Origin of the sequence: Ornithinimicrobium cryptoxanthini, from assembly GCF_023923205.1 — a bacterium.
GTDB lineage: Bacteria > Actinomycetota > Actinomycetes > Actinomycetales > Dermatophilaceae > Ornithinicoccus > Ornithinicoccus cryptoxanthini.
This window is the reverse complement of the sequence record NZ_CP099490.1, coordinates 3,614,325-3,627,152: the sequence shown is the minus strand read 5'-3', so window position 1 is coordinate 3,627,152 and position 12,828 is coordinate 3,614,325. Positions and strand designations below refer to the sequence as shown.

12 protein-coding genes are annotated in these 12,828 nt (G+C 69.6%); 3 read left to right on the top strand and 9 right to left on the bottom strand.

All coding sequences use genetic code 11. The features are described 5' to 3' along the window. The 4 genes from NF557_RS16765 to NF557_RS16750 all read right to left on the bottom strand — a co-directional run bounded on the left by NF557_RS16765 (position 1) and on the right by NF557_RS16750 (position 3,410). Positions 1 to 801, bottom strand: coding sequence for a crotonase/enoyl-CoA hydratase family protein (locus NF557_RS16765; protein WP_252620912.1), 801 nt, complete (start codon positions 799 to 801; stop codon positions 1 to 3). 152 nt (positions 802 to 953) lie between these two features. Continuing rightward, positions 954 to 1,283 (bottom strand): hypothetical protein, encoded by a 330-nt coding sequence (locus NF557_RS16760; protein WP_252620911.1) that lies wholly within the window; start codon positions 1,281 to 1,283, stop codon positions 954 to 956. Between the two features lie 68 nt (positions 1,284 to 1,351). Further along, positions 1,352 to 2,212, bottom strand: a complete 861-nt coding sequence (locus NF557_RS16755; protein ID WP_252620910.1) for a phosphotransferase — start codon at positions 2,210 to 2,212, stop codon at positions 1,352 to 1,354. Position 2,213: 1 nt separating this feature from the next. Next, positions 2,214 to 3,410 carry a hypothetical protein gene (locus tag NF557_RS16750; protein ID WP_252620909.1) on the bottom strand — a complete coding sequence of 399 codons (1,197 nt, stop codon included), beginning with the start codon at positions 3,408 to 3,410 and terminating at the stop codon, positions 2,214 to 2,216. A gap of 51 nt (positions 3,411 to 3,461) precedes the next feature. Between NF557_RS16750 and NF557_RS16745 the strand changes: the two genes are divergently transcribed. The 3 genes from NF557_RS16745 to NF557_RS16735 all read left to right on the top strand — a co-directional run bounded on the left by NF557_RS16745 (position 3,462) and on the right by NF557_RS16735 (position 5,236). Further along, positions 3,462 to 4,199 (top strand): FAD-binding oxidoreductase, encoded by a 738-nt coding sequence (locus NF557_RS16745; protein WP_252620908.1) that lies wholly within the window; start codon positions 3,462 to 3,464, stop codon positions 4,197 to 4,199. A gap of 36 nt (positions 4,200 to 4,235) precedes the next feature. Further along, positions 4,236 to 4,799 (top strand): cob(I)yrinic acid a,c-diamide adenosyltransferase, encoded by a 564-nt coding sequence (locus tag NF557_RS16740; RefSeq protein WP_252620907.1) that lies wholly within the window; start codon positions 4,236 to 4,238, stop codon positions 4,797 to 4,799. Positions 4,800 to 4,882: 83 nt separating this feature from the next. Continuing rightward, positions 4,883 to 5,236, top strand: coding sequence for a hypothetical protein (locus tag NF557_RS16735; protein ID WP_252620906.1), 354 nt, complete (start codon positions 4,883 to 4,885; stop codon positions 5,234 to 5,236). A 28-nt stretch (positions 5,237 to 5,264) separates the two neighbouring features. Here the strand turns inward: NF557_RS16735 and NF557_RS16730 are convergent, their stop codons facing one another. The 5 genes from NF557_RS16730 to NF557_RS16710 all read right to left on the bottom strand — a co-directional run bounded on the left by NF557_RS16730 (position 5,265) and on the right by NF557_RS16710 (position 12,809). Continuing rightward, positions 5,265 to 7,736: an HNH endonuclease signature motif containing protein gene (locus NF557_RS16730; RefSeq protein WP_252620905.1), complete on the bottom strand. Its 2,472-nt coding sequence runs from the start codon at positions 7,734 to 7,736 to the stop codon at positions 5,265 to 5,267. A 220-nt stretch (positions 7,737 to 7,956) separates the two neighbouring features. Further along, entirely contained in the window at positions 7,957 to 8,742 is a 786-nt protein-coding gene (locus NF557_RS16725; protein WP_370584417.1) for a DNA alkylation repair protein, read from the bottom strand. Then, the gene (locus NF557_RS16720) at positions 8,739 to 11,126 is read right to left on the bottom strand and encodes an ATP-binding cassette domain-containing protein (RefSeq protein WP_252620903.1); all 2,388 of its coding nucleotides are present in this window, start codon (positions 11,124 to 11,126) and stop codon (positions 8,739 to 8,741) included. Before NF557_RS16720 ends, NF557_RS16725 begins: the two co-directional genes overlap by 4 nt. A 30-nt stretch (positions 11,127 to 11,156) precedes the next feature. Beyond that, positions 11,157 to 11,657 (bottom strand): SNARE-associated domain-containing protein, encoded by a 501-nt coding sequence (locus NF557_RS16715; protein ID WP_252620902.1) that lies wholly within the window; start codon positions 11,655 to 11,657, stop codon positions 11,157 to 11,159. Then, entirely contained in the window at positions 11,658 to 12,809 is a 1,152-nt protein-coding gene (locus NF557_RS16710) for a MauE/DoxX family redox-associated membrane protein (RefSeq protein ID WP_252620901.1), read from the bottom strand. Positions 12,810 to 12,828: the final 19 nt, after the last annotated feature.

The window sequence follows — 12,828 nt, the reverse complement described above, 5'->3', positions numbered from 1 at the left end:
CTAGCGGCGCGCGCGTTCGCGATATTCGGCGCGTTCCCCCTGGAAGGCGGCTCGCCGGGCGCGGGCGGTGTTTGGCGCGCGGAGCAGGTGCAGCTGCTCGCGGCGCTCCCGCCCGAAGGTCGCCCGCGCACCAGCGGTCCAGCTGCGTTCGAACAGCCGCTTGGCCGCAGCCAGGGCGTCCGGGGATCTGGCGAGCAGCTCCTCGGCCAGCTCTTCGGCGGCTTGCGCCGGGTCGTCGGCGACCTGGGTGGCCAGACCGAGAGCGACGGCCTCCGAGCCGTCGATGACGCGGGCGGTCATGGTCAGCAGCTTGGCCTGGTCCATGCCGACCTGGTCGGCCAGCAGCCGGATGCCGGCCATGTCGGGGATGAGGCCCCACTTGCCCTCCAGCACAGACCATCTCGCCGTCGGGGTGGTGATGCGGAAGTCTGCGCCCAGCGCGATCTGCAGGCCCCCGCCGAGGCAGTTGCCGTGCACGGCTGCGATCACCGGGACGGAGAGCCGGCGCCAACCGAAGCACGCCTCCTGGAAGGTGTTCGTCCCCCGCCAGGGGCGAGGCACGAACGCCTTGGCCAGGTCGGTCCGGTTGCTCAGGGCCGAGGCGAAGTCCAGTCCGGCACAGAAGGACTCGCCGTTGCCGCTGAGGATGACAGCGCGGACGTCCCGATGGCCCCGCAGCTCGTGCGCCGCCTCGGTGAGGTCGCCGAGCATGCCCAGGGAGAGGGCGTTCAGCTTGTCCGGCCGGTTCAGGGTGACGCGGGCGATCTGCCCGTCGATGTGGCACGTGACCTGCTCACTCATGGGTTCCCGTTCGTCGGTCGAAGTGCTCCGGGCCGGCGGCCAGGACGGTGGTGAGGTCAGGCTAGTGCCGCAGGGGCGTCACGCAGAAGCTTGTGCAGGCAACTTCCGACCGACTGTGGTCCACTCGCACCCGGCGCCTCCGGGCGAGATCGTCAGTGGCGTTCGCTGCGACGGTCGACGGCGGTCTGCAGCTGCGAGATCACCTTGGCCTCGGCGTCGTTGACCGCGTCCTTGGTGTCGGTCAGGTGCGAGGTGCCGATCATGGGGGGCAGGCCGTGGACGTTGAGCTCGAGCGAGGTGCGCATGCCCGGCTTGTCCCGGTCCTTGATCCGGATCGCGATGTCGACCTGCGAGGCGTCGAAGCGGCCGCCGAGCTGGGTGAAGAGCTGGGCCAGGGTCCGCTCGAGGAAGGGGAGATCGTCCTGATTGGTGCCGTCCTGCAGTCGGATGCGATCGAGCAGGCGGGCGGTTTCGGCAGTCATTGCCAGACTCCTTCCAACGGAGCCGGAGCCATTCCGGCGTCCACCTCCATTCTACGAAATGACCTGGGTCACAACGCCATCGGGGTCATCGCCGCGGCTATCATCGCGTGGCCCTGGGCCTCGAACCCAGCGTCTCCCACCTGGTGCGCCCAGACCGCCGTCCCGATGGCCTCGCGCAGGCGGGTGCGGTGCCAGGCCGCCGGCTCGCGCGGGTCCGATCCATAACCCTCGAGGAAGGCCGTTTCCAGCCCGCGGTCACGCGCGAAGTCCTGGGCCGCGAGTCGGCCGAGGTCGGTCATCGCCGGTCGCAGGGCTGCTCGACCGAAGTCGATCACGCAGACCTGTCCCGCATGCCTCAGCCAGTTGCGTGGCTGCCAGTCGCCGTGGGTCGGCACCAGGACCGACGGCGGGGTGGGCCAGGACCGGATCTCGGCCCGGAGCTGCGCCTCGACCTGCGGTGTGATCCTGTGGTCGCTGTCGAGCCAGGCGAGGGAACGGGCATTCTCGCGGGCCTCAGCGTCGGCATCGGCGACCGACAGCTGGCTGTGCAGCTGGCAGAGCAGCTCCCCGGCCTGCCGGAAGACGTCGGGGTCGTCCTGTGCCGGGGTGTCGAGGACGAGGTGTCCGGGAAGGAAGGTCGTCACCAGCAGCCGCACCGGACGGTCGGCGTGGACGAGCTCGGGTGCCCGGTGGCGCGAGGCCCAGGGAGTGAGCCACCGCTCGTGTGCCGTGATCTCGCGGTCCATGTGGTGGTCATCGGCAGAGCCTGCCTTGACGATGAACCGTGTGCCCCGCTGACTCACCTCGAGCACGGAGCGAATCCCGAGATCCCACCCGTGGTCGTGGCGGATCGTCGCGTCCGGGAGCCACAGATGGAGCAGCCGCGACTGCTCGGCTGACAACCCGGGGTGGGTGCTGAGCGCCGTCACGTCACTCCGTCGGCTCGGGCTGCGGCGTCTGCTCGGCCTGCTCGCTCAGGTCGGACAGGGCGGCGCGGGCGGTCTTTAGGTCGGCCTCGGCGCGCTTGGCGGCGGCGACTGCCTGGCTGACCTTGTCCAGGGCATCGTCGTCGTCGGCGCGGGCCCGCTCGAGCTGCGCCTCGAGCTTCTGGATGCGCTGCCGGGTGGCGTCGCTGCGGTTGCGGGCCGCATCGAGGGCCGCGCGGCGTCGGCCGATCTCCCGGCTCGCACTGTCGACGGCCTGCTCCGCCTGGGCGATGCGGCGCTCGTGCTCTTCCTCAGCCGCTGCCTCCGCCAGAGCGTCTGCGCCGTCATCGTCGTCCTCGCTGTCCTCGTCGTCCTCGTTGTCCTCGACGTCGTGGTCGTCACCGTCGCCTGACTCGTTCTCGTCCTCGACCAGTTCAGCTGCCTCTGAGTCCTCTTCGACCTCGGCCAGTTCAGCTGCCTCTGAGTCCTCCTCGACCTCGACCTCGTCAGTGGTGTCCTCCTCAGCAGTAGGCGCGTCACTCGCCTGCTGGGCACGCTCAGCCTTGTCGGACTTCTTCCGGCCACCGGGGATTGAGGTCAGCACCACGCCGGTGCTGGTCGTGGCCGCGGACTGGGACAGGTCCACCTCTCCGAAGCCGGCATAGGCCAGGGCCCGGGTCATGGTGCCCGACCGGAGGACCTCTTCGGCTGCCTCGTCAGCCAGCGCGGCGATGCCGGTGTCACGCACCTCGGCCTCGACGGAGGCGCTGACCGACTGCTCCTGGTCGTCTGCGACCTCATGGACAGCGCGCACCAGGTCAGCCAGCACCGCGTCTCGGTCGCCGCGCATGCTGGTGATGGCCGCCGCATCGAGCGTCGAGGTGGCCTGACGCAGCCGTGCCCCGAGATCGGCCAGCTCGGCGATGACGGGATGTTGTGCGTGCGCGACCTGGTTGATGAACCACGCGGCCACGCTCGGTTTGCGCAGCGCACCAATCTCCTTGGCAACGTCCTTGGCCCCGGCTGCCTTCGCCTCCTTGACCAGAGCCGTCCGGGTCGCGATGAAGTCAGCTGGTGCCTCGGCATACAAGCGGCTGGCCGCGGCGCGGACCAGGGCGTGGGCTTCGTCCTCGCGGTCCTCGGAGTTCTGACGCTCGTCCTCGGCCGTGCCGCGCGGGTCGGGTCTGTCGCTGGGGGCCACCGGTCCAGCCTACGGATCGGGGATACTGATGGCCGACGGAAGGAGGAGCTGATGGCTCCGCTGGCCGCTGCTCCGGTCGATGACCAGGAGTTCGTCGTCGTGTCCCGCGAGCACCGCACGCCCGTCGTGGTCGAGCTCGAGCTGGCTCCCGTCGCAGAGCCCATGTCCTTCCTGCCGGGCCAGTATGTGCTGGTCGGCGACGCGGACTACCGGGTCCCCGTCCGCTCCTACTCCATCGCCAACGCCCCTGACGTCGCCGGGCGAATCACCCTTTTGGTGACCACGGTGCCGGAGGGGGCGACGAGTCCCTGGTTGGCCCACGAGGTGCCGGTCGGCGAGACGCTGCTGGTCTCGGGGCCTTATGGCAGCTTTGTCGCCGACCCGGACTCGCCGACACCGATCCTGTGCGTGGCCGGTGGTTCTGGTGTGGCGCCGATCAGAGCACTCGCGGAGGAGGCGGTGCGCCGTGGCGTCCCCGTCCCGTTCACCGTGCTCTTCTCGGGGCGCACGGAGGCGGACGTGATCGACCGGGACCGCTTCACGGGCTGGGCCCGTGAGCATGAGAACTTCACGTTCGTGCGCACGCTGACCCGTGAGGACGGACCGCCGCCGGCCGGCCGGGTGCCGGAGGTGCTGCCCCAGCTGCAACCGGACCTGTCCGGCCACGAGGTCTTTGTCGCCGGCGCCCCGGGACTTGTGTCGGCGACCGTCCAGACCGTCCGTGACCTTGGCGCGAGTCCGGGGCGGCTGCACACGGAGGAGTTCTATGCCGAACCGCAACCCTGGTGACCGCGTGGACAGCCGACCAAGCAACCTGGAGGAGACATGACGGGCGAGGCATCGAGCATCTACACCAAGACCGGTGACGACGGCACCACCGGACGGCTCTTCGGCGGTCGCGTGGGCAAGGACGACGCGGTCATGGACGCGTGCGGAGACGTTGACGAGGCCGTGGCCGCTCTCGGCGTGGCCCGCGAGGCGCTGGAGGACCCGGAGCTGGCAGAGCTGGTGCTGCGTCTGCAACGGCACCTGTTTGTCGTCGGGGCCGACCTGATGACCAACCCCCGGGCCCGCGACCGGCTCACCGAAGGTGTGTCGGAGGTCGGTGCTGGGATGGTTGACGAGGTGGAGCGCACCATCGACCGACTGGTGGCTGATCGACCGCTGCGGCCGGTGTTCATCGTGCCGGGGGCGACCCGGGCGTCGGCGGCGCTCGACCTGGCGCGCACCGTGGCAAGGCGAGCCGAGCGCCACACGATCCGGGCGGCACGCGAGGGCGCGGCCGTCTCGGACCACGTGCTCGTCTATCTCAACCGGCTCAGCGACCTGCTCTACGTCCTGGCTCGGCACGCGGCCGGTGACGCCGAGGAAGCGCCGAGCCACGACTGACTGCTCAGCGGGGTCGTGCAGGTTCTGTGGAGGTCTTGTGAGTTCGGGGATCGAAGCGCTGATTCCTGCCTATGGTTCTGGGCATGGATCAGTTGACCCGACAGGTGAGCGTCCCGGCACGTGCCGCGCGGCTGGCTGCCTGCAGTCTCCTGGGCGCGGCACTGGTGGTGGGCCTGTCGGCCTGCAGCGACGCCGGCGACCTCCAGATCGTCAACGAGGGACCCGGTGGCTTCACGGTGCTGACCGGAGACGAGAACGTGACCATCGAGACCGAGGCCGAGGCCGGGGTGGTCATCCTGGACTATGGCTGCACTCCGGGCGACGTCACCGTCCGGTTCGCTGCAGGCCACGAGGTCGTCCTCGCGGGGCCAGTCTGCCCGGACACGGCGATCGTGGTCGGCGACGGGACGGCCAGGCTGAGACCTGCTGGGGAGTAGCCCATAGGCGGGGACAACCCCGCCAGGATTAGAACGGCGGTGGGTCGTCGTGGGGCCTGGACCAGGGCCCTTGTCCGGTGCCGCCGGCGTCCTTCCCGCGGTCGTGTTGCCCGCGGTCGTGCGGCTGCTCGCTGTCGTGCTGGTCACCTGCCTGCTGCTCGTCACAGTTCGGGTCACCGGCGTCGGCGTCTGTGGGCTCGTCGTGGTCGCTACGGGTGGCCCTATGGCGCTCGTGTTCGGCTCGGGTGGTGTCGGGGGCGGGGCGGTAGGCCCGTTGTCCGTCGGGGCCGGTGTGGGTCAGGGTGATCTGGTCCCAGCCGGTGAAGTCGTCCTCGAACCCGGGGTTGTCTTCGCGGGCTTCGAAGGGTGATCCGGGGGGCCGGTAGGACAGGGCCTGGTAGATCGCGGCGTCGATCGCGTCGCCCTTCGTGGCTCCTGCGGCGATCTCCTGGTCGATCTGGGTCTTCGCCGCGGTCAGGAGCTTGGTGTACTGGTTGTAATCGAAGGCCTTGGTGGTGTAGATCCGGCCCAACAACGTGGTCCAGGTGACGTCACGGTCGGCGTTGATGATCGCGTCGACGTCTTTCTTGGTCTTCTTGTCGTGGTGGGTAGTGCTCAGGGCCATCGCGTTGGCCTCACAGGTGTGGCCACCGGTGGTGCCGTACTCCTGGACGTGATCCAGCTGGGAGATCTTGGCGGGTTTGACGCAGCCGGGGGCGCGGCAGAACCGGTCAGCGGCGATGATCTGGGCCCGCATCGTCGCATCGAAGCGGTAGGCGGTGATCGAGCGTTCCAGGCACCGGCCGGTGGCCGGGTCGGTCAGCAGGCGGTGCAGCGTGGAGCCGGGCACCAGGGCCAGGTCACGCACCTGTGTCGGGGACAGGAACAGTGAGTCGCGCCCGACGACCTCACCGACACCGACATCGGGTAGGCGGATCTGCTCATCGACCAGGCCGTAGGGATCATCAGCATCAGCATCAGGGCCGGCATCAGGGTGGTTCGGGGCTTGCTGGTCGGGTGGGGCCCCGTCAGCGCTGGGGCCCGGACGGTCGCGGTGGTGGTGAGCGGCGGGGTCGGGACAGGGTTGTCCCCCCAGGCCGGGACCTGGTGGGTCCGCGGGCGTCTTCGCGGTGGCCTCGCAGGTGCAGGTGCAGGTGCAACCCGGCCCGCCTGGCCCCCCGGGACCTTCGGTGCTGCCGGTGGTGCCGTGCTGGGCGGCGAACGCTGCCGGGATCGGGGTCCCTGCGGGGTCGGTGCCGAGGAGGGTGGTGAGGGGGACGATGACATCGAGGGTGGCCGGCGGTAGCCCGGACAGGACCCGGGCCAGCTGTTCGGACTGTTCGATGGTGACCTGGTCGGGGTCGTCGGGGATGGCTGAGAGGTCGACTGTCCCTTTCAGCAGGAGGGCGGTGGCGATCGCGCACCGGAGCTGACGCTGGCTGCGTGGGTCGCCCAGGGCGCGGGCCCTACGGGCGGCGGCGTCGATCCGTTCGTTGATCGCGGTCCCCTCTAAAGGGGTGGTCCCGATCATGAAGGTGCCGGTGCCGTTCTCATCGAGCATCAGGTGGGTGTCGGCGTTGGCTTTCGCGGCAGCGTCAGCCTCTTTCTGCTTCTCGGGGTCTTGGGCGTTGACCCGGGCGATCTCGCGTTTCAGGGCACGGTAGAACTCCTTGTGCCGCCACGGGCCACCCAGAAAGCTCCCGGCGGAGTCGAGGCGTTCGGTGACCGCAGCGCCTGGGTCGGTGCCGAAGAAGCCGTTGGCGATCGCGGCCCCGTCCTCGTGAGCCATGCCGGTGCAGGCCCGGTAGTAGCGGCGCACCAACCGCCAGGACGACTCACCACACCTCAGGGAGTGGTGGACCGGGCCGGCGACCTCGGGTGCGGCGTTGGCGACCGAGACCAGGTCGCGGACTTCGCTGACACCCCACCCGATGCCTGCCTCGATCTCTGCGCAGGTCTTCGACTTCGCCCGCGCACGCCACAGCTCCTGCTGGGAAGCAGAAAGGTCGTCCGAGCTGGTCGCGCCTTTCTCGAGCAGCAGCAACTTGCCGTGCACCCAGGTCAACTGATTCGTCGCCGAGAGGACGACCGACTCCAGGTGCCCGGCCACGCCGGTCAGGGACTCGATCGCCCTCAGCAGGTCACTGCCGCGCTCCACCAACTGCGGGGCCTCAGACGTGCTCGGCCGCTCGGCGACGGTCGCACAGGCCAGCGACGCACGCGTCAACGCCTCCGCCGCCCCAGGCTCGACACCGAGGTCAGTCAACGCCGCCCGCAGCCGCTGCTCAGCGTCCTCGGGTGGTGTCGAGTCGGCGGTCCGCGAAGCCGCGTCGTCACGCTGGGGTGCGTCCCCGGACTGCGAGGCTGTCTCCTCCGCCGGCTCCGGCACGATGGGCGGCAACGGCCAGGTCCCACGCCAGAGCCCGTCTCGACCCAGCTCCAGCCCAGGAGCAGCAGTCAACAACCGCTCCAGCCGGTCCGCTAACACTTCGGTCGACATCACTACCCCCTTCCCACACGTCCAGTCCTGCCAACTAAGGCTTACGATAGCACATATGTTCGAACATGGTGATGGGGCACGTCCGAACCTGTGGACAGCGGGGGCACGAGTCCCTGGTGCGGCACTGACGTTCAACTCGAGCGCGAGCAGTCGGCCGTTGCCGATCGACACCCACATCGCTAAGCATCAATGCGACAACGCTTCCCGCCGGCTCACTGGCTCAGCGGCTCCGGTGCAGGTGTTTAAGCGCTTCCCGTCGACTCAACGGACTCAGCTCATGAGCGTCGACGAACTCCAGCACCCACGAGGGATCGGTCTTGGCGTGCTCGCGCAACGCCCAGCCGATCGCCTTGCGGATGAAGAACTCCGCACCGAACCGGCTCCCCGGCAGGTTGGCAGTCAGGGCGTGCTCCAGCAGTGCGGTGTCGGTGGCACTCTTCGCCGGCAGCTGGGACAGGATCGCGGTGCGCCGCAGCCACATGTCCTGGTCGGTCGCCCACGGGCGAACGATGGGTGTGGCCCGCGCTGGGTCGTTCTGCAGCACGGCGGCGACGTGGTGGGTCGCCAGGTCGTCGACCAGGTCCCACCAGGCGCCGGACTGGACGAGGTCGGCATACAGGGACAGTGCCTCCACGTCGCGGAACGGCCTCGAACGTCGGTGGCCCGCGAGCGCCAGCGCGGCATATCGCTCCTCCCGATAGGCCGCCTGGTCCCACAGCATCCGGATCGTCGCCTCCCACACGGCCCGATCGTCGAAGATGTATGCCGAGTCGCTGAGGATCGGTCGCAGCGTCAACCGCAGCAGGGGCGTGGTGAGGCCACGAAACGGCAGCTGCGACTTCATGTATCGCTGCTGTCCCACCGCCCGCACCGGATCACCTGCCGCAGCGAGTGCCTCGCGGACCGCGTCGACCAGTGCCGAGTTGGCTGGGGCACGCGGCGGTCGCGCGGATGGCACCAGCGCCGGGGGTGGATCGGCCGGTTCGGGACCGCCGGACGCACTCATGCCACGTAGTCGCGCAGGTGCTGCCCGGTGAGGGTGGAGCCATCCTTCACCAGTGCTGCCGGGGTGCCCTCGAAGACGACCTGCCCACCGTCGTGACCAGCGCCGGGGCCGAGGTCGATGATCCAGTCGGCGTGCGCCATGACGGCCTGGTGGTGCTCGATGACGATCACGGACTTGCCGGAGTCCACCAAGCGGTCCAGCAGCGCCAGCAGCTGCTCGACATCCGCCAGGTGCAGCCCGGTGGTGGGCTCGTCCAGGACGTAGGTGCCGCCCTTCTCGCCCATGTGGACCGCCAGCTTCAGCCGTTGGCGCTCACCACCGGAGAGGGTGGTCAGCGGCTGGCCCACCGTGAGATAGCCGAGTCCCACGTCCACCATGCGCTGCAGGATCTTGTGGGCCGCGGGGGTGCGTGCGTCACCCTCGCCGAAGAACGCCTCGGCCTGCACGACCGACATCTCCAGGACCTGACTGATGTCGCGACCACCGAGGTGGAACTCCAGCACCGACGCGTCGAACCGCTTGCCGCCGCAGTCCTCGCAGGTGGTGGTGACGCCGGCCATCATGCCGAGGTCGGTGTAGATCACGCCCGCGCCCTTGCAGGTCGGGCAGGCGCCCTCGGAGTTGGCGCTGAACAGCGAGGGCTTGACCCCGTTGGCCTTCGCGAACGCCTTGCGGATCGGCTCGAGCATGCCGGTGTAGGTCGCCGGGTTGCTGCGTCGCGAGCCCTTGATCACGGACTGGTCGATGGTGACGACGCCGTCTCTGCCCGAGACCGAGCCGGTGATCAGCGAGCTCTTGCCCGAGCCGGCCACGCCGGTGACCACGGTCAGGACCCCGAGCGGGATGTCGACGTCGATGTCTCGCAGGTTGTGGGTCGACGCGCCGCGGATCTGCAGGCTCTCCGCCGACTCCCGCACCGACTCCTTGAGCGTGGCCCGGTCATCGATGTGCCGACCCGTGATCGTGTCGCTGGCCCGCAACCCCTCGACGGTCCCCTCGAACATGACCTGCCCGCCCTCGCTCCCCGCGAGCGGTCCCAGGTCGATGACATGGTCGGCGACCCCGATCATCTCCGGCTTGTGCTCGACGACCAGGACCGTGTTGCCCTTGTCGCGCAACTGGACGAGCAGCTCGTTCATCCGCTGGATGTCGTGCGGGTGCAACCCGATCGACGGCTCGTCAAAGACGTAGGTGATGTCGGTCAGCGGCGACCCGAGGTGGCGGATCATCTTGGTGCGCTGCGCCTCACCACCCGAGAGCGTGCCGGAAGGTCGCTCGAGGGAGAGATAGCCCAGCCCGATGTCCACGAACGAGTCGAGGGTGTCTCGCAACGACTCCAGCAGCGGCCCCACGGACGGCTCGTCCAGGCCGGCGACCCACTCGGCCAGGTCGCTGATCTGCATCGCGCACGCGTCGGCGATGTTGATGCCCTTGACCTTCACCGACCTGGCCTGCTCGCTCAGCCGGGTGCCGTCGCAGTCCGGGCAGGTCTGGAACGTGATGGCCCGGTCCACGAACGCCCGGATGTGCGGCTGCATCGCCTCCCGGTCCTTGCTCAGGAACGACTTCTGGATCTTGGGGACCAGCCCCTCGAAGGTCACGTTGATGCCCTCGACCTTGATCCGGGTCGGCTCCTTGTAGAGCAGGTCGTGGAGCTCGCGCTTGGTGTAGTCCTTGATCGGCTTGTCGGCGTCCAGGAAGCCGGAGCTGCGATAGATCCGGCCGTACCACCCGTCCATCGTGTAGCCCGGGACGGTCAGCGCGCCCTCAGCCAGTGACTTGTCCTCGTCGAAGAGCGCGGTGAGGTCGAAGTCGCTCACCGCACCGCGACCCTCACAGCGTGGGCACATGCCGCCGGTCTGGTTGAAGGATGCCTTCTTGGCGATGGTCCGCTCGCCCTTCTGCACGGTGATGGCGCCGCTGGCCTGGACGGTCGGCACGTTGAAGGAGAAGGCGTTGGAGCTGCCGATGTGGGGCGTGCCGAGCCGGCTGAAGATGATCCGCAGCATGGCGTTGGCGTCCGTGGCGGTGCCGACGGTCGAGCGAGGGTTGGCACCCATCGGCTCCTGGTCCACGATGATCGCCGTGGTCAGCCCCTCGAGCACGTCCACGTCGGGCCTGGCCAACGACGGCATGAACCCCTGGACGAAGGTGCTGTAGGTCTCGTTGATCAGCCGCTGGGACTCCGCGGCGATGGTGTCGAACACCAGGGAGCTCTTGCCCGACCCGGAGACCCCGGTGAGCACGGTGATGCGCCGTTTGGGAATCTCGACGCTGACGTCCTTGAGGTTGTTCTCCCGCGCACCGCGGACCCGGATGACGTCGTGCGCGTCACTGGCGCGGGACGCGGCGGGAGCGGGCCTGGACGAGGTGCGAGACGGCATACGACAGATGGTGCCACCTGATGCCGACACTCACCCCAGGTGTGGATCCCTGCGCCGGTGCGACAGGACGATCGTCACCACCACGACCAGGAGTATGGCGATCAACCCAGCCAGCATGAGCGGCGAGCCGGCGAGCGCAGCCGCTGCAGCCGCCCACATCGCGAAGCCGATCGTGGCATAGAGCAGCGCCCACGCCAGCGCCCCCGGGATCTGCACGAGGGTGAAGATGGGCCACCTGATCCGCAGCAGGCCGGCCGCGGCGAGCACCAGGGTCTGGAAGCCGACGGTCAGGTAGCACAGCGGGATCATCACCAGGCCCCACCGCTCGATGGCCTGCCGACCCCGCGCCGTGCCCTCGCCCTGCAGCCACTGGTGCACGCTCGCCCGCCAGCCCTCGACGGGGTGCGTGTGCCGCAGCGTCTGCTCGGTGACGACGCGGGCGATCCAGTAGGTCCCCTGACCGCGCGCCATCCCGATCAGGAACAACCCGGTCAGTGCGATCCAGAACGGTCCCTCGGTGAGCCAGTCCACTCAGCGGGCCCCGGACGCGGGGCCGGAGGCGGGCTCGTGGGTGGAGTCCTCGGCGGCATCCTCGGCGGCATCCTCGGCGGCACCCTCAGGGGCACCCTCAGCCGCCTGCCACTGCGCCTGAGCCTCGAGCCGCTCCGTCTCGGCGGCGGCAGCCTCGGCCTCGGCGAGCGCCTCGCGCGCGGGCGCGATCTGTTGTGTGATGTCCGCGACCAGCTGCTCGACGGCGGTCATGCCCTGGACCGGGCCACCGGCGAGCAGCCCGTCCATGCCCAGCAGCACGGCCGAGGGACGACCCGGGTTGCCGAAGACGCTGCCGACCGCGCCACCGACCTCCTCGACATAGAACGGCTCCCACAGGGGCGTGATCTGGCGCATGTTGTCGTGGCTCATCGCGTGCAGCACGCGGAAGTCGATCTCGGGGACCGCGCGGGCCCAGTCGGCGAGCTTGCCGGTGATCATCTTGCAGGGGCCGCAGCCGGGGTTGAGCAGCAGCAGCACCTGGGCACGCTCGGCGGCGAGGTCGCGCAGGGAGACCGGCTCGTCGCCATCCTCGGTGCGCACCGGCACGTCCGGGATCGGCAGGCGCAGGTAGTCCTCCTCCGGCTCGTAGCCCTCGACCGCCTCCGGCTCGCTCGCGCCCTCGCGCGTCACCAGATAGGTCACGGCGGCGGCGACGACCAGGCCGACCACCCACCACCAGCCCTCGCCGAGGTCACCGAACCGGGCGATCGCGGAGCCGCCGAGAGCTGCATCGACGAGCACCAGCAGCGAGACCGCGACCAGCAGCCCGTTGCGGGCCACGGTCCACCAGTCCACGGTGCTGGACCCGACCGAGCCGAAGCAGTTGCAGGAGGCCTCCTCACCGGAGGCGACCACCCGCCATACCAGGATGAGGTATGCCGTGAAGAGGCCGAGCGTGAGGACTGCGGCGACCACGGAGGCCGGGTGGGGCAGCGCCAGGAGGAGGGCCGCCAGGGCGATCTCCGCCCACGGGTGCGCCCTGACGATCCACGACCGGTTCAGCGCATCCGGCACGCCGAGCGCGACGAAGGCCTCGGCCGTCCCCTCCGGGTGGCGCAGCTTGCCGACGCCGCTGGCGACCAGGACGGCGGCGAGCACGAGCCAGCCGGTGAGTGCAGCAGAGATGTCCACCCCACTAGGTTACGTGGCG